Annotated in this window: 17 protein-coding genes; 10 read left to right on the forward strand and 7 right to left on the reverse strand. The window is 64.2% G+C overall.

Annotation, left to right across the window (positions count from 1 at the left end; translation table 11 throughout):
• Positions 1-132: 132 nt before the first annotated feature.
• Positions 133-840, forward strand: coding sequence for an antitoxin Xre/MbcA/ParS toxin-binding domain-containing protein (locus LB513_RS11810; protein WP_224663687.1), 708 nt, complete (start codon positions 133-135; stop codon positions 838-840).
• Positions 841-894: 54 nt separating this feature from the next.
• Here LB513_RS11810 and LB513_RS11815 read toward each other — a convergent pair whose 3' ends face one another.
• Positions 895-3,174, reverse strand: a complete 2,280-nt coding sequence (locus LB513_RS11815) for an NADP-dependent malic enzyme (RefSeq protein WP_224663688.1) — start codon at positions 3,172-3,174, stop codon at positions 895-897.
• A gap of 218 nt (positions 3,175-3,392) precedes the next feature.
• On the opposite strand from LB513_RS11815, the gene mutS reads away from it, so the two are divergent.
• Complete coding sequence (mutS, locus tag LB513_RS11820; protein WP_224663689.1) at positions 3,393-6,122, forward strand: DNA mismatch repair protein MutS; 2,730 nt, start codon at positions 3,393-3,395, stop codon at positions 6,120-6,122.
• Here mutS and LB513_RS11825 read toward each other — a convergent pair whose 3' ends face one another.
• From LB513_RS11825 to LB513_RS11835, 3 genes are all read right to left on the reverse strand, one after another.
• Positions 6,123-6,968 carry an aldo/keto reductase gene (locus LB513_RS11825; RefSeq protein ID WP_224663690.1) on the reverse strand — a complete coding sequence of 282 codons (846 nt, stop codon included), beginning with the start codon at positions 6,966-6,968 and terminating at the stop codon, positions 6,123-6,125.
• Between the two features lie 82 nt (positions 6,969-7,050).
• Positions 7,051-7,440, reverse strand: coding sequence for a DUF305 domain-containing protein (locus LB513_RS11830; RefSeq protein WP_224663691.1), 390 nt, complete (start codon positions 7,438-7,440; stop codon positions 7,051-7,053).
• A 41-nt stretch (positions 7,441-7,481) separates the two neighbouring features.
• Positions 7,482-9,854, reverse strand: a complete 2,373-nt coding sequence (locus LB513_RS11835) for a heavy metal translocating P-type ATPase (protein ID WP_224663692.1) — start codon at positions 9,852-9,854, stop codon at positions 7,482-7,484.
• A gap of 13 nt (positions 9,855-9,867) precedes the next feature.
• On the opposite strand from LB513_RS11835, the gene LB513_RS11840 reads away from it, so the two are divergent.
• The 6 genes from LB513_RS11840 to LB513_RS11865 all read left to right on the forward strand — a co-directional run bounded on the left by LB513_RS11840 (position 9,868) and on the right by LB513_RS11865 (position 17,888).
• On the forward strand, positions 9,868-10,956 hold the full coding sequence (locus LB513_RS11840) for a glycosyltransferase family 25 protein (protein ID WP_224663693.1): 1,089 nt from the start codon (positions 9,868-9,870) through the stop codon (positions 10,954-10,956).
• Positions 10,938-13,739 (forward strand): [protein-PII] uridylyltransferase, encoded by a 2,802-nt coding sequence (locus LB513_RS11845; protein ID WP_224663694.1) that lies wholly within the window; start codon positions 10,938-10,940, stop codon positions 13,737-13,739. The genes LB513_RS11840 and LB513_RS11845 overlap by 19 nt, the downstream gene beginning before the upstream one ends.
• 46 nt (positions 13,740-13,785) lie before the next feature.
• The gene (gene murJ, locus LB513_RS11850; RefSeq protein ID WP_224663695.1) at positions 13,786-15,384 is read left to right on the forward strand and encodes a murein biosynthesis integral membrane protein MurJ; all 1,599 of its coding nucleotides are present in this window, start codon (positions 13,786-13,788) and stop codon (positions 15,382-15,384) included.
• A gap of 118 nt (positions 15,385-15,502) precedes the next feature.
• Positions 15,503-16,570 carry a tryptophan--tRNA ligase gene (gene trpS, locus LB513_RS11855; protein ID WP_224663696.1) on the forward strand — a complete coding sequence of 356 codons (1,068 nt, stop codon included), beginning with the start codon at positions 15,503-15,505 and terminating at the stop codon, positions 16,568-16,570.
• A gap of 86 nt (positions 16,571-16,656) precedes the next feature.
• Positions 16,657-17,148: a universal stress protein gene (locus LB513_RS11860; protein WP_224663697.1), complete on the forward strand. Its 492-nt coding sequence runs from the start codon at positions 16,657-16,659 to the stop codon at positions 17,146-17,148.
• A gap of 170 nt (positions 17,149-17,318) precedes the next feature.
• Positions 17,319-17,888: a NifU family protein gene (locus tag LB513_RS11865; protein ID WP_224663698.1), complete on the forward strand. Its 570-nt coding sequence runs from the start codon at positions 17,319-17,321 to the stop codon at positions 17,886-17,888.
• A 146-nt stretch (positions 17,889-18,034) separates the two neighbouring features.
• Here the strand turns inward: LB513_RS11865 and LB513_RS11870 are convergent, their stop codons facing one another.
• Positions 18,035-18,652 (reverse strand): L,D-transpeptidase, encoded by a 618-nt coding sequence (locus tag LB513_RS11870; RefSeq protein ID WP_224663699.1) that lies wholly within the window; start codon positions 18,650-18,652, stop codon positions 18,035-18,037.
• Between the two features lie 221 nt (positions 18,653-18,873).
• Between LB513_RS11870 and cueR the strand changes: the two genes are divergently transcribed.
• Both cueR and LB513_RS11880 read left to right on the forward strand, forming a co-directional pair.
• Positions 18,874-19,290 (forward strand): Cu(I)-responsive transcriptional regulator, encoded by a 417-nt coding sequence (cueR, locus tag LB513_RS11875; RefSeq protein ID WP_224663700.1) that lies wholly within the window; start codon positions 18,874-18,876, stop codon positions 19,288-19,290.
• Between the two features lie 400 nt (positions 19,291-19,690).
• Positions 19,691-20,191, forward strand: coding sequence for an MmcB family DNA repair protein (locus LB513_RS11880; RefSeq protein WP_224663955.1), 501 nt, complete (start codon positions 19,691-19,693; stop codon positions 20,189-20,191).
• Between the two features lie 4 nt (positions 20,192-20,195).
• Here the strand turns inward: LB513_RS11880 and nhaA are convergent, their stop codons facing one another.
• Both nhaA and LB513_RS11890 read right to left on the reverse strand, forming a co-directional pair.
• Positions 20,196-21,392: a Na+/H+ antiporter NhaA gene (gene nhaA, locus LB513_RS11885; protein ID WP_224663701.1), complete on the reverse strand. Its 1,197-nt coding sequence runs from the start codon at positions 21,390-21,392 to the stop codon at positions 20,196-20,198.
• Between the two features lie 310 nt (positions 21,393-21,702).
• Complete coding sequence (locus LB513_RS11890) at positions 21,703-22,266, reverse strand: ActR/PrrA/RegA family redox response regulator transcription factor (protein WP_224663702.1); 564 nt, start codon at positions 22,264-22,266, stop codon at positions 21,703-21,705.
• Positions 22,267-22,282 lie beyond the last annotated feature (16 nt).

Consider the following 22,282-nt stretch of genomic DNA (forward strand, 5'->3'; position numbering starts at 1 on the left):
AATCCAGCCAGCATCTTGAATCACAAACAAGCCTCGATGGGAATCCTACGATTCTCCCAAAACAGGAAACGCTCTAGAATCCAGCAACCGGCCGCAGCCGAGGAGGAGCGACGGCGGCCAGAAGACAGAAGCATGAACAGATTTCACATAACCCGCCATGGACAGGACGACTTCGCGGAAATGGTCTCCAAGCAGGTGGAGCACGCACTTGCCCGCTATGACGAGGCGATCAACCAATCGACCATGGTTTCGGTCGGCAAAATTGCTGGCGGGATCGCCGCCGCCGTCACCTCGCTGTCGCCCAAACACCGGCGTGCCATCGACACCATCCATGCCGACCTTCCCGCGTTGGCCTCGAAATTCGTCCGCGCCCTGGCGGCGGAGGCCGCGCGCCGCACAGAGGCCGGCACCGCCGATGCTTCCTCGGCTTTGTCCGCACCCTTGCAGGCCGGCACCGAGCTCTCGCCTGCGCTGCCGCGGACCGACGATCTCGAATCGATGCTGATCGAGGACTGGGCCGGCCGGGTCGCCGGCTCGACCTATCTGGAAGAAAACCTGCGCATCGCCCGCTCCACACTGCATCGCTGGCAAAGGCGGGGCGAGGTCATCGCCTTGCGCAAGGGCGGCCGCAAGCATGTCTTCCCGCTTGCGCAATTCGTGGACGGCAGGCCGGTCGCCGGCATAAGCGACGTGCTGTCCCTGATCGGCAATCCGAGGCTGGCCTGGCTGTGGCTGACACGCCCGGCGGCGGAGCTTGACGGGCGAAATCCGATCGACCTGCTGCGAGCGGATCAGGTCGGCGAGGTTATTCAGGCCGCCCGGGTTTTCGCGCCGGGTTAGAGCTGGCGCCTTGCGGCTGTACAGACGACTTTCGTCCGGGGTTGGACTCCTTCCTCAAGTCCCCGCCGTATAAGCCGCGATCGCCGCCATGTTGACGATATCGCTGTCCTTGGCGTTCAGCGACACGATCTGCACCGGCTTGTTCAGGCCGACCAGGAGCGGGCCGATGACGGTCGAGCCGCCGAGCTCCTGCAGCATCTTGGTCGAGATCGAGGCCGAGTGGAAGGCCGGCATGATCAGCACGTTGGCCGGGCCGGTCAGCCGGATGAACGGGTACTGCGCCATGGCGCGGGCGTTGAGGGCGACGTCGGCGGCCATTTCGCCGTCATATTCGAAATCGACGCGCCGCTTGTCGAGAATGCGTACGGCCTCCTGCACGCGTTCGGAGCGCTCGCCCTGCGGATGGCCGAAGGTGGAGTAGGCGAGCATGGCGAGCCTCGGCTCGTAGCCCATGCGGCGGGCGAAACCGGCTGCTTCCTCGGCGATGTCGGCGATCTGCTCGGCATTGGGCATATCGTGCACAGCGGTGTCGGCGACGATCACCGTCCTGCCGCGCGCCAGAACGATCGACACGCCGATGACGCGGTGGCCGGGCTTGGCATCGATGACGCGCCTGATGTCGTCGAGCGCGGTCGAATAGTTGCGGGTGACGCCGGTGACGATGCCGTCGGCATCGCCCAGCGCCACCATGCAGGCGGCGAAATGGTTGCGGTCGTTGTTGATCAGCCGCTGGCAGTCGCGGAACAGGAAGCCCTTCCGCTGCATGCGCTCGTAGAGATAGTCGGTGTAGATCGAGTTGCGGCGCGACAGCCGGGCGTTGATGATCTCGACGCCCTGCCTGTCGAGGTCGATGCCGGCATGCCGGGCGTTCTCCTTGATGACATCGTCGCGGCCAAGCAGGATGGCGGTGCCGAGCTTCTGGTTCACATAGGCGACTGCGGCGCGCATGACCTGCTCCTCCTCGCCCTCGGCGAAGACGATGCGCTTGGGCTGGCGGCGGACGCGGTCATAGATGCGCTGCAGGGTCGAGGCGATCGGGTCGCGGCGGGCGGAGAGCTCCTGCGCGTAGCGGTCGAGGTCGAGGATCGGCTTGCGGGCGACGCCCGAATCCATCGCCGCCTTGGCCACAGCGATCGGGATGGCCGAGATCAGGCGCGGGTCGAACGGCACCGGGATGATGTAGTTGGGGCCGAATTTCGGCCGGTTGCCCTGATAGGCGGCAGCGACATCGTCGGGCACATCCTGGCGCGCGAGCGTGGCCAGCGCGCGGGCGGCGGCGATCTTCATGTCGTCATTTATGGTGGTGGCCCGCACATCCAGCGCGCCGCGGAAAATATAGGGGAAGCCGAGCACATTGTTGACCTGGTTGGGATAGTCCGAGCGGCCCGTGGCCATGATGGCGTCGGTGCGGATCTCGGCCACTTCCTCGGGCGTGATTTCGGGGTCGGGATTGGCCATGGCGAAGATGATCGGGTTCTTGGCCATCGACCGCACCATGGCCGGCGTCAGCGCGCCCTTGGCCGAGAGGCCGAGGAACACATCGGCCCCGTCCAGCGCGTCGGCCAGGCTGCGCGAATCGGTCTTGACCGCATGCGCCGACTTCCATTGGTTCATGCCTTCGGATCGGCCCTGGAAGACAACGCCCTTGGTATCGCACAGGATGATGTTTTCGGGCGAAAAGCCCATCGCCTTCATCAGCTCGATGCAGGCGATGCCTGCGGCACCGGCGCCGTTGCAGACCATCTTCGTGGTCTTCATGTCGCGGCCGGTGATTTCCAGCGCGTTGATCAGGCCGGCGGCCGAGATGATGGCGGTGCCGTGCTGGTCGTCGTGGAAGACCGGGATGTCCATCAGCTCGCGCAAGCGCTGCTCGATGATGAAGCATTCCGGCGCCTTGATGTCCTCGAGATTGATGCCGCCGAAGGAAGGCCCGAGAAAGCGCACGCAATTGATGAATTCGTCGGCGTCCTCGGTGTCGACCTCGAGGTCGATGGAATCGACGTCGGCGAAGCGCTTGAACAACACCGCCTTGCCTTCCATCACCGGCTTCGAAGCCAGGGCGCCGAGATTGCCGAGGCCAAGAATGGCGGTGCCGTTGGAAATCACGGCGACCATGTTGCCGCGCGTCGTGTAGTCGAAGGCGCGGCTGGGGTCCTCGGCGATAGCCAGGACGGGGACCGCGACCCCGGGCGAATAGGCGAGGCTCAGATCGCGCTGCGTCGCCATCGGCTTGGTGGCGACGACCTCCAGCTTGCCGGGACGGCCCATGGCATGGAATTCGAGCGCTTCCTGCGCGCTGACGGACGGGCCGCTGTTCTCGGTTTTCCTGGCCATGATGTCTTGATTTCCTCGCCGATGCAGCACCTCCTTGACATGGGTGCCTGTGTCCTTCCGAATTAAGACCACGCGCCGCTCGTGTAAACCGCCAAGCTCGGCAAAGCTGCTTCAAAGCGGATGGGGGCTGTCAGGGCTGCGAGCTGCAATGCAGTCTTCCCCTGCTTTTCTAGGCCTCGCCATTAAACCCGGCCATCACATCTGCTAGCTTACCGCGCATGAACATGCACATTCCGAACGAGCCCGACGGTTCCGAGGCGATGACGACGTTGCCAACGGCCTCTGCTGCCGTCACGCCGATGATGGAGCAGTTCATCGAGATCAAGGCGGCGAACCCGGATTCGCTGCTGTTCTACCGCATGGGCGACTTCTACGAGCTGTTCTTCGACGACGCGGAAAAGGCCAGCCGGGCGCTCGGCATCGTCTTGACCAAGCGCGGCAAGCACCAGGGCCACGACATTCCGATGTGCGGCGTGCCGGTGCATGCGGCCGACGATTATCTGCAGAAGCTGATCGGCCAGGGATTCCGCGTTGCCGTCTGCGAGCAGATCGAGGATCCTGCGGAGGCCAAGAAACGCGGCGGCAAATCCGTGGTGCGCCGTGACGTCGTGCGGCTGGTGACGCCGGGCACGATCACCGAGGACAAGTTGCTCGCGCCGTCGGAATCGAGCTTCCTGATGGCGCTGGGCCGGGTGAAGGGCGGAGCGGAACACGCCTTTGCCCTGGCCTGGATCGACATCTCAACCGGCGCCTTCCGGGTCTCTGAAACCACCGCCGACCGGCTGCTGGCCGACATCTTCCGCGTCGATCCGCGCGAACTGATCGTCGCCGAGCCGGTGTTCCATGATCCCGCGCTGAAAGCCGTGTTCGACGTGCTCGGCCGCGTCGCCAATCCGCAGCCGCCCTCGCTGTTCGATTCGGCCTCGGCGACGGGGCGTATCGCCCGCTTCTTCGACGTGGCGACGCCCGACAGTTTCGGCGCATTCTCGCGCGCGGAGTTGTCCGCCATCTCGGGCGCCATCGCCTATGTCGAGAAGACGCAGAAGGCCGAGCGCCCGCCCCTGTCGCGGCCAGAGCGCGAGGAGCAGGGCTCGACCCTGTTCATCGACCCGGCGACGCGCGGCAATCTGGAACTGCTGCGCACGCTCTCGGGCAGCCGCGAAGGCTCGCTGTTCAAGGCCATCGACCGCACAGTGACCGGCGGCGGCGCCAGGCTGCTCGCCGACCGGCTGATGGCGCCGCTGACCGATCCGGCCGCGATCGGCGCCAGGCTGGACTCGGTGTCGTTTTTCCGCGCCGAAACCAAGCTGTGCCAGGCGGTGCGGAGCAGCCTCAAGAGCGTCGCCGACATGCCGCGCGCGCTGTCCAGGCTGGCACTGAATCGCGGCGGGCCGCGCGACCTCGGCGCGCTGCGCGCCGGCTTCGAGGCGGCAGCGGCCATCGCCGCGACGTTTGCCGGGACCAGCCTGCCGGAAGAACTGACGTGCGCGCTCGCTGCCATCCAGGCGCTGCCCGAGGCGCTCGCCCGGCATCTGACGCAGGCGCTTGGCGACGAACTGCCGCTGCTCAAGCGCGACGGCGGCTTCCTGCGCGGCGGCTACCATGCCGATCTCGACGAGATGCGGGCGCTACGCGACGAATCGCGCAAGGTCATCGCCGGGCTGGAGCGCTCGCTGATCGAGGAGACCGGCATCCGCTCGCTGAAAATACGGCACAACAATGTGCTCGGTTATTACATCGAGGTGACCGCCAACCACCACGCCATCATGACCGGCAGCGATGGCGCCAAGGCGCGCTTCATCCATCGCCAGACCATGGCCAATGCCATGCGTTTCACCACCACCGAACTCGCCGAACTCGAGACAAAGATCGCCAATGCCGCCGACCGGGCACTCAGCATCGAGCTTGCCGCCTTCGATGCGCTGACGACGGAGGCGGTCGGCGAAGCGGAAAAGATCCGCGCCGGCGCAGAGGCGCTCGCGGTCCTCGACGTGTCGGCTGCGCTCGCGCTTTTGTCGGAGAGCGAGGCCTGGTGCCGGCCCGTGGTCGATTCCAGCCTCGCCTTCGAGATTGCGGGCGGCCGCCATCCAGTGGTCGAACAGGCATTGCGCCGCTCGGGCGACGGCCCGTTCGTCGCCAATGACTGCGACCTGTCGCCGGAAGGCAACGCGAAGAACGGCGCGATCTGGCTGCTGACCGGTCCCAATATGGGCGGCAAGTCGACCTTCCTCAGGCAAAACGCGCTGATTGCGATCCTGGCCCAGACCGGCTCGTTCGTGCCTGCGACCTCGGCCCATATCGGCGTGGTCGATCGACTGTTCTCGCGCGTCGGCGCTTCCGACGATCTGGCACGCGGCCGCTCGACCTTCATGGTCGAAATGGTCGAGACAGCGGCCATCCTCAACCAGGCCGGCGAACGCGCGCTGGTGATCCTCGACGAGATCGGCCGCGGCACGGCCACTTTCGACGGGCTGTCGATCGCCTGGGCGGCGGTGGAATATCTGCACGAGAAGAACCGTTGCCGGGCCATCTTCGCCACGCATTTCCACGAAATGACCTCGCTCGCCGGCAAGCTGGCGCGCCTGCACAATGTGACGATGCGGGTCAAGGAGTGGGAAAACGATGTCGTCTTCCTGCATGAGGTGGGCAAGGGCGCCGCCGATCGTTCCTATGGCGTGCAGGTGGCGCGGCTGGCGGGACTGCCGGAAGCGGTGGTCGACCGGGCCAAGGAAGTGCTGCACCAGTTGGAGGAAGGCGAGGTTTCCGGCAAGACCAATCGCCTCGTCGACGATCTGCCGCTGTTTTCCGTGGCGGTCCGACGCGAGGCGCCGAAGCCGGTAAAGAGCGATGCCGTCAGCGCGGCGCTCGGCGACATCAACCCGGACGAGATGACGCCGAGGGAGGCGCTTGAAGCGCTGTACCGGCTGAAGGGGCTGGTCGGGAAATAGTCAGATCATCTCCAGCCCGCGCTTGCGCGTCGGCGGCGGGAAGGCGCGGTCAAGATCGGCCAGATCCTCGCCCGTAAGCGCAATGTCGAGCGCTGCGACATTCTGGCGAACATGGTCCTGGCTGCTGGCCTTGGGGATGGCGATGACGCCCTCCTGGTGCATCACCCAGGCAAGGGCGATCTGCGCCGCCGTCGAATTGTGGCGGGCAGCGACCGCGTCGAGCCTTGCATTGCTCGCCAATGCGCCCTGCTCGACCGGCGAATAGGCCATCAGCGGAATGCCGCGCGCTCGGCTCCAGGGCGCGAGATCGTATTCGATGCCGCGCCGGACCAGATTGTAGAGCACCTGGTTGGTCTGGACATTGTCGCCGTTGGCCAAGCCAACCAGCTCTTCCATCTCCTCGGTGTCGAAATTGCTGACGCCCCAGTGGCGGATCTTGCCGGCGTCCATCAGGGCCTCGAAGGCGGAGACCGTCTCAGCCAACGGGATGCTGCCCGGCCAATGCAGCAGATAGAGATCGATGCGGTCGGTCCGCAGGCGCTTCAGGCTGTTCTCGCAGGCGCGTTGGACGCCTGCGCGCGACGCGTTGGACGGCAGCACTTTCGAAACCAGGAAGACTTCGTCGCGGCGCCCTGCAATCGCCTCGGCCACCACCTCCTCGGCGCCGCCGCCAGCGTACATTTCGGCGGTGTCGATCAGGGTGACGCCAAGATCGAGGCCGAGCTTGAGCGCGTCGACCTCAGCTACGCGACGGCGCGAATCCTCGCCCATCTTCCATGTACCCTGTCCGAGAACGGCGATGGCTTCGCCGGAGGGCAGCGTGGTGGTCCTGATGGTCGAAGGCATGGCAAACTCCATTGAGCTCAGATGGCGTCACAGGCCGAAAGATCCGGAATGGCCCTCGCGACGGGCATGGCCGCGGAAATTCTCACTTGGCCGGGTGGGCGGCGAGCCAGGCTTGCATCTGCTTGATCTCGGCCTCTTGCGCGGCGACGACGCCTTCGGCAAGTTTGCGGATCTCCGGATCCTTGCCATTGGCGAGCTCGACCTTGGCCATGTCGATGGCGCCCTGATGATGGGGGATCATGCCCCGGACAAAATCGACATCGGCATTGCCGGTATAGTCGATCATCATGTCGCCATGCATCTTGTCCATCGCGGCCTTGTAGCCCTGCGTCGACGGGCTTTCGGCACCCATCGCCATACCGGTCATGTCATGTTTCGCCTCCTCCGCCTGCGCCGGAACGCTTTCGAGGAAGACTGCAAGCAGCATTCCAGCCGCCATCAGCAACAGCACGATCTTCTTGGCCAGGGTCATTCAAGGTCTCCTTTGTTCGGGTTGGTATTTGGGGGCTGGGATCAGAGTTTCAACGCCCGCAGCCGCAACGCGTTCGATATCACCGAGACCGACGACAGGCTCATTGCCGCCGCAGCCAGCATGGGCGACAGCAGCGTGCCGGTGAGCGGATAGAGCACACCGGCCGCGACCGGCACGCCGAGCACATTGTAGAGAAAGGCGAAAAACAGGTTCTGGCGAATGTTGCGGATCGTCGCCTGGGCGAGGATGCGCGCCCTGACGATGCCGTTGAGATCGCCCTTGACCAGGGTGATGCCGGCGCTTTCCACCGCCACATCGGCGCCAGTGCCCATGGCGATACCGACATCGGCCGCGGCCAGGGCCGGCGCGTCGTTGACGCCGTCACCGGCCATGCCGACGATCTTGCCCTCGGCTCGTAAATCCTCGACCAGCGCGGCCTTCTGCTCCGGCAATAGGCCGGCGCGGACCTCGTCTATGCCGAGACTTCTGGCGATCGCGCTGGCCGTGCGCTCATTGTCGCCGGTCGCCATGACGATCGTCAGCCCCCTGGCGTGCAGCGACCTGATCGCCTCGGCCGTGGTGGCCTTGACCGGATCGGCGACGGCAACGATGCCGCCCAACACCCTGTCAACCGCAACGAAAATCACCGTTCTGCCTTCCGTCTGCAGAGAAACGGACCTGGCAGAAAGGGGCGTGATATCGATGCCGAGGTCAGCCATCATGGCGGCATTGCCCAGCGCGACCTTCCTTCCCAATACAGTTCCGGCCACACCCTTGCCGGTGATCGCCTCGAAGCCGCCGGCCTCGTTCACGTTCAAGCCACGGCTCGCGGCGCCCTCGACGATGGCCTCGGCAAGCGGATGCTCCGACCCCTTCTCCAGGCCAGCCGCCAGCACCAGCAATTCGTCTTCGGAAAAGCCGTTCGCGGCGAGGACGTCGGTCAGCTTCGGCCGGCCTTCCGTCAGCGTGCCGGTCTTGTCGACGATCAGCGTGTCGACGGAAGCGAAGCGCTCCAGCGCGGCGGCTTCCTTGATCAGCACGCCGGCGTGCGCGCCGCGTCCGGTGGCGGTCATGATCGACATCGGCGTGGCCAGGCCGAGCGCGCAGGGACAGGCGATGATCAACACGGACACGGCCGAGACGATGGCAAAGGCCAGGCTGGGCTCGGGGCCAAGGATCGCCCAAATCGCAAAGGCGGCGACCGCGACCAGCACCACGGCCGGGACGAAGTAGAAAGAAACGCGATCAGCGAGCCCCTGGATCGGCGCGCGCGAGCGTTGGGCCCTGGCGACCAGTTCGACGATGCGCGCCAGCGTCGTTTCGGCGCCGATCCGCTCGGTGCGCATGACCAGCGACCCGTTCTTGTTTAGCGTGCCGCCGGTCAGGGCATCGCCTTCGGTCTTCTCGACCGGCAAGGGTTCGCCCGTGATCATCGATTCGTCGACGGAGCTGCGGCCCTCCAGCACCGTGCCGTCGACCGGCACGGCGTCACCGGGGCGGAGGCGCAGGCGGTCGCCGGCCTTGACCGTGTCGAGCGGCACGTCGCGCTCGGAGCCGTCGGCGCCGATCAGCCGGGCGTTTTTGGGCGCGAGATCGAGCAGCGCGCGGATCGCCGAACCGGTCTGTTCGCGGGCGCGCAACTCCAGCACCTGTCCGAGGAAGACCAGCGCGACGATGACCGCAGAAGCCTCGAAATAGACCGGCACCGCGCCGCCATGGTCGCGGAACTGGTGCGGGAAGATGTCCGGGAACAGCGTGGCAACGAGGCTGTAGAGATAGGCCGCGCCAACGCCGAGCGAGATCAGCGTCCACATGTTGGGACTGCGATTGAGGATGGACTCCCAACCGCGATGGAAGAAGGGAAAGGCCGCCCAGAGCACCACCGGGCTGGCCAGCGCCAGTTCCAGCCAGACCATCATCCGTTCGTCAATCAGGCCCCGGAAGGTTAGGCCCAGCATCGGCGCCATGGCGATGACCAGCAACGGGATCGATAGGACGGCGCTGACCCAGAATCGCTTGGTGAAATCGATCAGTTCGGGGTTCGGCCCCTCGTCGCCACCCGGCACGCCCATCGGCTCCAGCGCCATGCCGCAGATCGGGCAGGAGCCGGGCTTGTCGCGGATGATCTCGGGGTGCATCGGGCAGGTGTATTGCGTGCCCTTGGGCATCGGCACCGGCTTCGGCCTGTCGCCGAGATATTTCTTCGGCTCCGCGACGAATTTCGTGCGGCAGCGCTCGCCGCAGAAATGATAAAGATGACCCTCATGTTCGGCGGTAGGTTTGCCGGCCGCCGGATCGACGGTCATGCCGCATACAGGGTCCCGCACCACGGCGGCGTCGCCGGCCGTAGCCTTCGGGACGCAGCAGCCGCCATGAGTGCCGTGCGCGTGATGAGCGTGGTCTGAATGCGTCATGCAAAAATGCCCAATGCCAGTGCTTAAACGCGGAGGTAGTGCTTCCAGTAACTGGAAGGTCAAGGGCGTATCCCGCTTTTTCCCGGATGACGCGGCTTGGTCTTGCGATCGCTGCAAGAAATCCGGACGCAGCCAGCGCCCCCGTGCTATTCAGCACCGCTTTCAGCCGGTTTCGATACCAATGTCGATTTGCCCAAAAATGAAATGCCTGCTCATCAACCTCGATCGGTCCCTCGACCGGCTCGCCCATATGAAGAGCGAGTTTGCCCGAATCGGAATTCAGTTCTCGCGGATCGAGGCGGTTGATGCCGAGAGCCGGCCGGATCTGGCCACAATGCCGCTGCGTGCCAAACGCCGAACGAAGATCCGTCTTGCCGACACCGAAATCGCTTGCCTGCTCAGCCACAGGGCTTGCTGGGAGATGATCGCCAAAGGCGGCGACCGCCATGTCGCCGTCTTCGAGGACGACCTCGTCTTCACAACGACGGCCGGGGCCTTGCTCCGCGATACCGGCTGGATTCCAGCGGACGCCGATATCATCAAGCTGGAAACCGTCTTCCAGAAAACCCTCGTCGGCCGCAAGCGCCTGGCGGCCGGCCATGGCTTCTTCTTGTCCCGGCTTCATGACGTGCATATAGGCACGGGAGGTTACATTATCTCGAGGCAGGCGGCTCGAGATCTCGTGGACGCGACCAGGGACATAGGAATTCCGGTCGACCAGTTAATGTTCAATCCGATCTTTCCGACATCGTCCGGCAAGAGGATCTACCAACTTGTGCCGGCTCTGTGCCTACAGGATCAGTACCTGGGCGAGAAATCCTTAGGCCTGCCAAGCCTGCTCAAGCTGGACCGGGTGAACGCCTGGAAGGAGAGTGGCCTGGCAGGACGCCACGCGAAAGCTCTTGGCAAGAAAATCACAAGCGAGTTCAATCGCCTGGGACGGCAGATAGGCAATTTCTGCCGGATGAGACGCAAGATGATCATCCCATTCGACCACCAGGACGAACGGATCCTTTCGCCCATACCCAGCGACACGAAAACGCGCTATAGACGCCGCCCAAAAGGCAAGGCCACCCATTACCAATGGCGAAAATCTCCCTGAAGCTTGAAGAACTGATCGACGGCGAAGCCTTGCGCCGCGAGATGACGGCGTTGACCGCCGCCACCGCCGGGGATGGCTCTTCACAAGCCGTGCGTTCCGCTGCCCTCCAACTGCTCAAGGGCAGATTGGCCGAAGGCCGCAGGACGGCCGAGCGGATGCTGAAGGAAGATGGCGGCGGCAGCGCCTGCGCGGCGCGGCTCTCCTATCTCATGGATGAGATCATCCGAGCCCTCTATGATTTCGCCGTCAAGCATGTCTACCGGGTCAAGAACCCGTCCTCGGCCGAGCGCATGGCCGTCGTCGCTGTTGGCGGTTACGGGCGCGGCACGCTGGCGCCCGGATCCGACATCGACCTCCTGTTCCTGCTGCCCAACAAGCAGACTCCCTGGGGCGAACGGACCGTCGAATACATGCTCTACATGCTGTGGGATCTCGGCCTGAAGGTCGGCCACGCCACACGCAACATCGACGAGTGCCTGCGGCTGTCGCGCACGGACGTCACCATCCGCACCTCGATTCTGGAGGCGCGCTTCCTGTGGGGCGAACTCAAGCTCTATGACGAGTTGATGCTGCGCTTCGACCACGAGGTGGTGCGCACGACCGGGCCCGAATATGTCCAGGCCAAGCTTACCGAACGCGACGAGCGTCACGCCAAGGCCGGCGAAAGCCGCTATCTCGTCGAGCCCAATGTCAAGGATGGCAAGGGCGGCCTGCGCGATCTGCAGACGCTGTTTTGGATCGGCAAATATTTCTACCGCGTCCGCACGGGCGAGGAGCTGGTCGACAAGGGCGTCTTCACCGAAAGCGAGTATCGCGAGTTCCAGAAAGCCGAGGATTTCCTGTGGGCGGTGCGCTGCCACATGCATTTCCTCACCGGCAAGGCCGAGGAGCGGCTGCATTTCGACATTCAGCGAGAGATTGCAGAACGTCTGGGCTATACCAGTCACCCCGGCCTGTCGGCCGTCGAGCGGTTCATGAAGCACTACTTCCTCGTGGCCAAGGATGTCGGCGACCTGACCCGCATCTTCTGCGCCGCGCTGGAAGAAGAGCAGGCCAAGCATGTGCCGGGCTTCAACCGCATCTTCCTCACCTTTCAACGCCGCAAGCGCAAGCTTGCCGGCACTTCGGATTTCATCGTCGACAACCACCGCATCAACATCGCCGACGACCTGGTGTTCGAGCGCGATCCGGTCAATCTGCTGCGATTGTTCTGGTTCGCCGACAAGCATGGGCTGGAATTCCATCCCGATGCGCTCAAACTGCTGACCCGGTCGCTCGGACTGGTCAACAAGTCGCTGCGGCGCGACGAGGAGGCCAATCGGCTGTTCCTCGACATCCTGACTTCGGACCGAAATGCCGAGCTCAATTTGCGGCGCATGAACGAGGCCGGACTGCTGGGCAAACTGATCCCTGATTTCGGCAAGATCGTCGCCATGATGCAGTTCTCGATGTACCACCACTATACGGTGGACGAGCACCTGATCCGTTGCATCGGCGTGCTGGCCGAGATCGAGCGCGGCGACGGCGAGACCGTCCACCCGCTGTCGCACACGCTGATGCCGGGGCTGAAGAAGAGCCGCGAGGCGCTCTATGTCGCCGTGCTCCTGCACGACATCGCCAAGGGCCGACCGGAGGACCATTCCGAGGCCGGCGCCAGGATCGCCCGCCGCATCTGCCCGCATATGGGGCTTTCGCCCGCCGACACCGAGACCGTCGCATGGCTGGTGGAGAATCATCTGGTGATGTCGATGACGGCGCAGACCCGCGATCTCAACGACCGCAAGACGATCGAGGATTTCGCCTCGATCGTGCAGTCGGTCGAGCGGCTGAAGCTGCTCCTCATTCTCACCGTCTGCGACATCAGAGGCGTCGGCCCAGGGGTCTGGAATGGCTGGAAGGGCCAGTTGCTGCGCACGCTCTATTACGAGACCGAGCTGCTGTTGACCGGCGGCTTCTCGGAAGTGTCGCGCGCCCAGCGCACCGCCGCGTCCCGTGAACGCCTTGCCGAGGCGCTGGCCGACTGGCCGGACGCGGCGCGCAAGCGTTATGTCGGCCTGCACTATGAGAACTATCTGCTGACCGTCGACCTGCCGGACCAGTTGCGCCACGCCGAATTCATCCGTGACGCGGACGCGGCCGGCAACAGGCTGGCTACAATGGTCAAGACTCACCAATTCGAAGGGGTTACCGAAATCACCGTGCTGGCGCAGGATCATCCGCGCCTGCTTTCGGTGATTGCGGGGGCTTGTGCGGGGGCCGGCGGCAACATCGTCGATGCGCAGATCTTCACCACGGCGGACGGCCGCGCCCTGGACACGATTCTCATTTCGCGGGAATTCGATCGCGACGAGGACGAGCGACGGCGCGCCGAGCGCGTTGGCCGGTTGATCGAGGACGTGCTGTCGGGCAAGAGCTGGCTGCCGGAGATGATCGAGAAGCGTACCAAACCCCGGCGCGGCGCCAAAGTGTTCAAGATTCCGCCGCGCGCCGAAATCCGCAACACGCTCTCGAACCGGTTTTCGGTCGTCGAGGTCGAGGGCCTGGATCGCCCGGGATTGCTATCGGAAATCACCGGGACGCTGTCCGACCTTTCGCTCGACATCGCGTCGGCCCACATCACCACTTTCGGCGAAAAGGTCATCGACACCTTCTATGTGACCGACCTTACCGGTCAGAAGATCGACAGTCCGGCCCGCATCGCCACCACCCGCAACCGGTTGATCGCTACGCTGGAGGGCATCGTGCCCGAGCGGGGCGCCAAGGCCAAAGCCGCCGCCGAGTGACGACAGCGCTCTCCTTGTCCCAATTTCGCAGGCAGTTTCCAGACTTATGAGCCTCATGAAGAAATTCGCAACGGTCGCGTCCGGCACGCTGATGAGCCGCGCGCTCGGTTTCGGCCGCGAGATGCTGATGGCCGCCGCCCTCGGCACCGGGCCGGTCGCGGACGCCTTCAACGCCGCGTTCCAGTTCCCCAACACTTTTCGCCGGCTGTTCGCCGAGGGTGCGTTCAACGCCGCCTTCGTGCCGCTGTTCGCCAAGGAGATCGAGACCCATGGCACAGACGGCGCCAAGCGCTTTTCGGAAGAGGTGTTCGGCGTGCTGTTCACGGCGCTGCTGGCCCTGACCATCGTCATGGAACTGTCGATGCCGCTGATCGTGCGCTACCTGGTAGCGCCGGGTTTTGCCGGCATTCCGGGCAAGTTCGATACCACGGTGACGCTGGCGACGATCATGTTCCCCTATCTGATCTGCATGTCGCTGGGCGCCATGATGGCAGGCATGCTGAACTCGCTGCGCCGTTATTTCGCGGCCGCCGTGGCGCCGGTGTTCCTCAACATCATCCTGATCGGCGTGCTTGCCTATGCTTGGTACAAGGGCTCGGACGCAGTGACCGTCGGCTACGCACTGTCCTGGGGCGTGCTCGCCGCCGGCCTCGTTCAACTGGCGATCGTCTGGGTCGCCGTGCGCCATGCCGGCATCTCGATCGGCTTCCGTCGCCCCAAGATGACGCCAGCCGTCAAGCGTCTGCTGGTCTTGGCGCTACCGGCGGCGATCACCGGCGGCATCACCCAGATCAACCAGCTGATCGGCACGGCGATCGCCTCGGCGCAGAACAGCGCGGTTTCCTCGCTCGCCTATGCCGATCGCGTTTATCAGCTGCCGCTCGGCGTGGTCGGCGTCGCCGTCGCGATCGTGCTGCTGCCTGAGCTGTCGCGGGCCCTGAAATCCGGCAATCTGATCGAAGCGGCCAATCTGCAGAACCGCTCCGTCGAGTTCACGCTGTTCCTGACGCTGCCCGCTGCCGCCGCGCTCTGGGTGATGTCGGAGCCGATCGTGCGGCTGGTCTATGAGCGGGGCGCCTTCGCGGCCAACGGCTCGACGCCGACGGTTGCGGCGATCCTGGCGATCTTCGGCCTCGGCCTGCCGGCCTTCGTGCTGATCAAGGCATTTACCCCAGGCTATTTCGCCCGTGAGGACACGCGCACGCCGATGATCTTCGCGGCTATTTCCGTTGCCGTGAACGTCACCACGGCCCTGACCTTGTTTCCTCGCATGGGAGCGCCAGGCATCGCCGTCGCTTCCGCGGTAGCCGGCTGGGTCAACGCCTCGATGCTGCTCGGCGTGCTGATCAGGCGCGGCCATTGGGGGCGCGACGTGCCGCTCCTGAAGCGCATCCCACGGCTTGTGCTTTCAGCCGTGATCATGGGCGTGGCGCTTTACTTCGCCGAGCACTGGTTCGCCGTCAGGCTTGGCCCCGGCTCGCCGCTGGTCGTCAAGGCGACGACGCTGCTGTCGCTGGTGGCCGGCGGGGCGCTGCTCTACTTCATCGCGGCCTTTGCCACCGGCGGCACCGATTTCGGCATGATCCGCCGCAATGTCGGGCGCAAGGCCGCGCCGGCCGCCGCAAAGACCGACATCGAGGAATAGCGCCCCTCGGTCCACCTTTAGGATCATCTTGATCGTAACGGTGTCTTCGTCCATAAGCGCGCCGTCGCAAGACTTTCGCCGCGCGCGAAACGGCCCTCCACAAGCCAAAGGAACAAGAATGTCCGCCTTCAAGCCACTCGTCTTTTCCGGTGTCCAGCCGACCGGCAATCTGCATCTCGGCAATTATCTCGGCGCCATCAAGAAATTCGTCGCCCTGCAAGACACATCCGACTGCATCTATTGCGTCGTCGACCTGCATTCGCTGACCGCGCAGCTCGTCCATGAAGACCTCGCCGACCAGACGCGGTCGATCACCGCTGCGTTCCTCGCCTCCGGCATCGATCCGAAGAAGCATATCGTCTTCAACCAGTCGCGGGTGATGCAGCACGCCGAACTGGCCTGGATCTTCAACTGCGTGGCCCGCATCGGCTGGATGAACCGCATGACGCAGTTCAAGGACAAGGCCGGCAAGGACCGCGAGAACGCGTCGCTGGGCCTGCTCGCCTATCCCTCACTGATGGCCGCTGATATCCTCGTCTACCGCGCCACGCATGTGCCTGTCGGCGACGACCAGAAGCAGCATCTCGAGCTGACCCGCGACATTGCGCAGAAATTCAACAACGACTTCTCCGACCGCATCGCCAGGCTCGGCGTCGGTGTCGAGATGCAGGTCGGCGAGGAGACCGTGCACGGCTATTTCCCGCTGACCGAACCGGTGATCGGGGGGCCGGCTGCGCGCATCATGTCGCTGCGCGACGGCTCGAAGAAGATGTCGAAATCGGACCCGTCCGACCTGTCGCGCATCAACCTGACCGACGATGCCGACGCCATCTCCAAGAAGATCCGCAAGGCCAAGACCGACCCGGAAGCTTTGCCGAGCGAGCTTGACGGTCTGGCAGCCCGGCCGGAGGCGGAGAACCTGGTCGGCATCTATGCCGGTCTCGCCGAAATGTCGAAGGCGGACGTGCTGAAGGAATTCGCCGGCCAGCAGTTTTCGGTGTTCAAGCCGGCGCTGGCCGACTTGGCGGTGGAAAAGCTGGCGCCGGTTGCCAGCGAAATGCGTCGCATTTCCAATGACCGTGCCTATGTCGACGCGGTGCTGAAGGACGGCGGGGAGCGCGCCGGCGTGCTCGCCGAGGGGACGATGAAGACGGTTCGCGACATTATCGGGCTGCTGCAGGCTTGATGGCGCCGCACCGGAATCGTACCGGCGCTTGCCGCCGGTACGCGGTGGTGGCAGATTGCGGCCCAAATGATACCGAGTAGATAGACATGGTCTCCAAACGCCTCAGCCGCGAAGCCGGTCATCGCAGAAAATTCCTGACGATCATCGACGATACGCCGGAATGCGAGCGCGCCGTCGCCTATGCTTCGAAACGCGCGCAAAGCACCGGCGGAACGCTGGTTCTGCTCTATGTCATCGAGCCTGATGATTTCCAGCATTGGCTGGGCGTCGAGAAGATCATGCGCGAGGAGGCGACCGCCACGGCGCGCGCCGCGCTCGACGTCTATGCCAACAAGGTGCGCCAGAAGCTCGGGATCGAGCCGGAGATCGTGGTGCGAGAAGGCAAGCCGACGGATGAGATCCACAAGCTGATCGAGGAAGACCAGGATATCGCCATCCTGGTGCTGGCGGCCGGCGCCGGCAAGGAAGGCCCGGGGCCGCTGGTCGGCGCCGTGGCCGGCAAGGGCGCTGCCTTCCCCATCCCGGTGACGGTGGTGCCGCAGAACCTTTCCGACGAGGAGATTGACAGCCTGGCGTGACCTGCCGATCGTCAGGTGGCTGGCCGGCGCCGCTCGAAGTGCGTGGCGGAGAACGCAAAAACATTCCGCCAGCCGAGTGTTGAGCCAATCTGTTCGCTTGAATGTCCGGCTGACTCGGCCTATTTAGAATTATTCCAAACTGGTTGCCCCAGACGGGCACGGAGACGGCCATGTTCATCCAGACAGAATCGACGCCAAACCCGGCGACGCTGAAATTCCTGCCGGGCAAGGAAGTGCTTCTGGAAGGCACTGCGGATTTCCGCGACGCCGACGCGGCCGCCGCGGCCTCGCCGCTGGCCGGCCGGCTGTTCGAAATCCCCGGCGTCACCGGCGTATTCTTCGGCTATGATTTCATCACCGTGACCAAGGATGGTCCCGACTGGCAACATTTGAAGCCGGCTATCCTCGGCGCCATCATGGAGCATTTCATGTCCGGCGCGCCTGTCATGGCCAAGGCAGGCCCTGCCGCCGAGACAAGCCAGACCGGCGAGTTCTACGACAAGGCCGACGAGGAACTCGTGGTCACCATCAAGGAGCTGCTCGACACGCGGGTGCGCCCGGCGGTCGCCCAGGATGGCGGCGACATCACCTTCCGAGGCTTCGAGAACGGCACGGTTTTCCTGCACATGAAAGGCGCCTGCGCCGGCTGCCCGTCGTCGACGGCGACACTGAAGCACGGCATCCAGAACCTATTGCGGCATTTCGTGCCCGAGGTGCAGCAGGTCGAACAGGTCTCGTAAAGACCGTTTCCCATCCGCTTTGCAGACAACAAAAAACCGGGCCAGATTGCCCGGTTTTCTGCTTGGGACGTCCGTTGTTGCCTAGACGGTCCGCGTACGAAACTTGTCTTCCTGCCAGACCATGATCCCGCCAGGGATCTTGGTCTTTACATCACGATGACCTTGGCGCCGACGGAGGCGCGGTCATAAAGGTCGATGATGTCCTGGTTGATCAGGCGGATGCAGCCGGACGACATCGCCTTGCCGATGGAATTCCATTCCGGGCTGCCGTGCAGGCGGTAGCCCATGTCGCCGCCCTTGTTGAACAGATAGAGCGCGCGGGCGCCAAGCGGGTTGTGCAGCCCAGGCTCCATGCCATCGGCGTACTGGGCCAGTTCGGGCTGGCGCTTGATCATCTCGCGCGGCGGCGTCCAGGTCGGCCATTCGCGCTTGAGCGCGATGTGGGCAGTACCATGCCATTCGAAGCCCTCGCGGCCGACGCCGATGCCGTAGCGGATCGCGCGGCCGTCGCCCTCGATGAAGTAGAGGAACTTATTCTGCGTATCGACGATGATCGTGCCGGGTCGCTCGTTGCTGTCGTAGTTCACTTCCTGCCGATGGTATTTCATCGGCACCTTCTCGATCGGAATGCGCGGAAGCTGGTAGCCGGCGTCGTTGACCGCGGCGTAGTCGTTGGTGAACAACTGCGAGCCGACTGTGCTGCAACCGGCAATAGCAGAGGACAGCGCCAGGGCGGCGACAATAGCAAACGACTTCATGCGCATGTGGTGATCCGATGCCCGTCCAACCAGCGGCACGAGTCGGCCGCTTTCTCGCCGACATTCATGCTGTCATTTGCTTTGCTTGCCAAGCGCACGATGCCTATATGTGGGAACTGACGCGCGGGTAAGCGGATCACTATGGCATTTCGGCAACAGGCCTCACAGGATTGTGAAGTAAATTCAATGGCCCAAGCGCACCACATGCCTGAAAAGGGGAATGCGCCGTGAATGTCGGTGATGCAGCCAAGCGCTCAGGCCTGCCGGCCAAGACTATCCGCTACTATGAAGAGATCGGGCTGATCAGCCCTCGCCGCGCCGACAATGGCTACCGCGACTATTCCAGCGACGACATCCACCGGCTGGCCTTCCTGCGGCGGGCCCGCAATCTCGGCTTTTCCATCGACGATTGCCGCCAGCTGATGGCGCTCTACCAGGACCGAAGCCGCGCCAGCCACGATGTGCGCGAGATCGCCGCCGCCCATGTCAAGGCGATCGAGGACAAGGTACGCGAACTGCAGTCTATGCGCTCGACCCTGCGCACACTGATCGACGCCTGCCATGGCGACCAGCGTCCGGACTGCCCGATCCTCGACGACATGGCGGGAGCAGAGCCGTCCGCCGGCCTTACCGCGCAAGCCTGACCGGTTTCGCTTTAGCCGAGACCTTCACCGGTTTTGCGACGAAACTAATCTGATGCCCTTCCGTTATATTAGCGCTGGCTTGCCTCCGAGCGGACGCTTGGAACGCAGATGCCGGCAGGGATCAGTGCCTGCGCGCAGATGGAATTGCCTTGAAGAAACCGCCTCTGCTACGAACGGCGCTGGAATATCTGTTACTGGTAGCCTTGATTGGGATGACTGCCTGGCTGGGCCTTTCGCATTCGCCTTGGCAATAAATGGCTGAGCAGCGTCCAGGGCGGCGCCGTTCGGCTACCGGGCGATGTCGCCGGACGCTCAAGTTCGGCCGCCGAACTCCATCACAAGACGAACCGCACCGCAGAAACAGGTTCAAACCGTGAACAGAATCTGGCATGCTGCCGGCATGCCAATCGTGTCTCCGATTCCCTTGAACCCGCTCATCGACGGTCGTCAGTCCGAGCGCGCCATGCTGGTGCGGCGCGGGGTGCAGCGGCTGTTGCGGGAGATGGGCGCGCATGTGCTGCCGGAGTTGTCGCTAGCCACCGGGCGCCGCGCCGACCTTGTCGCGCTGACCCGTCAGGGCGACATCTGGATCATCGAGATCAAGTCGTCGATCGAGGATTTCCGGGTCGACCGAAAATGGCCCGACTATCGGCTGCATTCGGACCGCTTCTTCTTCGCCACGCATCCCGGCGTGCCTTCGGATATCTTTCCGCAGGAATGCGGCTTCATCCTTTCCGACGGCTACGGCGCCGAGATCATGCGCGACGCGCCCGAGCACCGCATGGCGGCGGCGACGCGCAAGGCGCTGATGCTGCGCATTGCGCGCGCCGGCGCTTCGCGGTTGCTGGCGGCGGAACTCGCCGGTGTGTCGGTCCCGGCGTCGGACGGCGAGAGCGAGTAGCGCGCTACTCTTCCGCTTTGTCCGTACCGGTTGCGACAGGCGCCATCAGCAGCACCACGGCGCCGAGGATGGCGGCGATGAAGGAGCCGGCGAGGATGCCGACCTTGACAGCATCCTGGAGAGCGACGTCGCCTGCGAAGGCGAGCAGGCCGATGAACAGGCTCATGGTGAAACCGATGCCGCAGAGCAGCGAGATGCCGACCATGTGCGACCATGTGGCATTGGCCGGCAGGTCGGCGAGACCGAACCGTATGGCGAGGGCAGAGGAGCCGAACACGCCGACCAGCTTGCCGACGACGAGGCCGGCGGCAACGCCTAGAGTCAGCGGCTCCACCAGTGCGCTAGGGCTGAGGCCGGCGAGCGAGACGCCGGCATTGGCAAAGCCGAAGATCGGGATAACGACGAAGGGCACGATCTTGTGCAGGCCATGCTCGAGCCGGTGCAGCGGCGAGCGATCGAGATCATGGCCCGTACCCGCGGTGCGCTGGAGCGGGATGGTCAGCGCCAGGGCGACGCCGGCAAGTGTCGCGTGGACGCCGGATTTCAGCACCAGCACCCAAAGCACGACCCCAAGCACGAGATAGGGCAGAAGCGTCATCACCCGCATGCGGTTGAGCAGGGCAAGCAGGGCGATGACGACAAAGGCCGCGCCGAGATAGGCCAGTGACAGGCCGTTCGTATAGAAGATGGCGATGATGATGACGGCGCCGAGATCATCGATGATGGCCAGCGCCGTGAGGAAGATTTTCAAAGAGGCCGGCACGCGGCTCCCGAGCAGCGACAGAACGCCGAGCGCGAAGGCGATGTCGGTGGCGGTGGGAATGGCCCAACCGGAAAGCGCGGCGGTATTGCCCCGATTGATGGCGACGTAGACCAGTGCTGGAACCAGCATGCCGCCGGCGGCGGCGATCCCCGGCAATGCGCGCCTTGACCAGGACGACAGCTGGCCGTCCAGCATCTCGCGCTTGATCTCGAGCCCGACGAGCAGAAAGAACACGGCCATCAGCCCGTCATTGATCCAGTGCGAGACCGACAGCGGACCGAGATAGGCATGCAGGGCGGTGAAATAGGTCTCTGCCAGCGGCGAGTTGGCGACGATCAGTGCAAGGGCAGCAGCCGCCATAAGGATGATGCCCCCGGCAGCCTCGCCGTCGAGGAATGCGCGCAGGACGGAAACCGGCCGCTGCTTCAGGTCCTGCATGTCGCCTCCGTTAAGATGCAAATTCCGACTTTGCCCGATTAGTCTCTCTTACAAGCGTTTGCGCTGCCCCTCACCTGCCTGCCGGCATCCTCTCCCCGTAAGTGACGGGGAGAGGGACGCTCTTGCCGGCAGTTTGGCCAATCAGCAGCGTTTCAGGTGAACGCCGAAATTGCGGCCAGCCCCCTTCTCCCCCCACACTATACGCGAGAAGTGCCCGGCAGGGCGATGAGGGGCGGCGCCGACTTCTCCAACGGAATGCTCCGCCATAGAGAAACTGGTTCGAAGCAATTGCTCCGCGTTTTTGGCGATCCTAGCGCGGGGCGCGCTTGGCCAGGATGCGCTGTAGGGTGCGGCGATGCATGTTAAGCCGGCGCGCTGTTTCGGAAACGTTTCGCTCGCACATTTCGTATACCCGCTGGATGTGCTCCCAGCGGACGCGATCGGCTGACATCGGGTTTTCCGGCGGCGCGGCGCGCTCGCCTGCCGTGCGGGTGAGTGCTGCGAAGACGTCATCGGCGTCGGCCGGCTTGGACAGATAGTCGACCGCCCCCAGTTTCACGGCGGTCACCGCCGTGGCGATATTGCCGTAGCCGGTCAGGATGATGGTGCGCGAGTCGTCGCGCTTCTCACGGATGGCGGCGACCACGTCGAGGCCGTTGCCGTCCCCCAGGCGCATGTCGACCACGGCGTAGGCGGGCGGATTGGAGCGCGCCTTGGCGACCGCCTCCTCGACGCTCTCTGCCGTCTCCACCACGAAGCCCCGCGCTTCCATGGCGCGGGCCAGGCGCGTCAGGAACGGCTTGTCGTCATCGACGAGGAGCAACGAGGTGTCGTCGCCTTCGACCATTGCGCCAATATGTTCTTCGCCAGTCATAATGTTTGAAATTCCT

It is taken from the genome of Mesorhizobium sp. ES1-1, from assembly GCF_020164785.1.
In the GTDB taxonomy this organism is placed as follows: Bacteria; Pseudomonadota; Alphaproteobacteria; order Rhizobiales; family Rhizobiaceae; genus Mesorhizobium.

Bases quoted from the DNA above. Each gene is read 5' to 3' on its own strand.
- LB513_RS11810 (WP_224663687.1), top strand. From the start codon at position 133: ATGAACAGATTTCACATAACCCGCCATGGACAGGACGACTTCGCGGAA.
- LB513_RS11815 (WP_224663688.1), bottom strand. From the start codon at position 3,174: ATGGCCAGGAAAACCGAGAACAGCGGCCCGTCCGTCAGCGCGCAGGAA.
- mutS (WP_224663689.1), top strand. From the start codon at position 3,393: ATGAACATGCACATTCCGAACGAGCCCGACGGTTCCGAGGCGATGACG.
- LB513_RS11825 (WP_224663690.1), bottom strand. From the start codon at position 6,968: ATGCCTTCGACCATCAGGACCACCACGCTGCCCTCCGGCGAAGCCATC.
- LB513_RS11830 (WP_224663691.1), bottom strand. From the start codon at position 7,440: ATGACCCTGGCCAAGAAGATCGTGCTGTTGCTGATGGCGGCTGGAATG.
- LB513_RS11835 (WP_224663692.1), bottom strand. From the start codon at position 9,854: ATGACGCATTCAGACCACGCTCATCACGCGCACGGCACTCATGGCGGC.
- LB513_RS11840 (WP_224663693.1), top strand. From the start codon at position 9,868: ATGCCAGTGCTTAAACGCGGAGGTAGTGCTTCCAGTAACTGGAAGGTC.
- LB513_RS11845 (WP_224663694.1), top strand. From the start codon at position 10,938: ATGGCGAAAATCTCCCTGAAGCTTGAAGAACTGATCGACGGCGAAGCC.
- murJ (WP_224663695.1), top strand. From the start codon at position 13,786: ATGAGCCTCATGAAGAAATTCGCAACGGTCGCGTCCGGCACGCTGATG.
- trpS (WP_224663696.1), top strand. From the start codon at position 15,503: ATGTCCGCCTTCAAGCCACTCGTCTTTTCCGGTGTCCAGCCGACCGGC.
- LB513_RS11860 (WP_224663697.1), top strand. From the start codon at position 16,657: ATGGTCTCCAAACGCCTCAGCCGCGAAGCCGGTCATCGCAGAAAATTC.
- LB513_RS11865 (WP_224663698.1), top strand. From the start codon at position 17,319: ATGTTCATCCAGACAGAATCGACGCCAAACCCGGCGACGCTGAAATTC.
- LB513_RS11870 (WP_224663699.1), bottom strand. From the start codon at position 18,652: ATGCGCATGAAGTCGTTTGCTATTGTCGCCGCCCTGGCGCTGTCCTCT.
- LB513_RS11880 (WP_224663955.1), top strand. From the start codon at position 19,691: ATGCCAATCGTGTCTCCGATTCCCTTGAACCCGCTCATCGACGGTCGT.
- nhaA (WP_224663701.1), bottom strand. From the start codon at position 21,392: ATGCAGGACCTGAAGCAGCGGCCGGTTTCCGTCCTGCGCGCATTCCTC.
- LB513_RS11890 (WP_224663702.1), bottom strand. From the start codon at position 22,266: ATGACTGGCGAAGAACATATTGGCGCAATGGTCGAAGGCGACGACACC.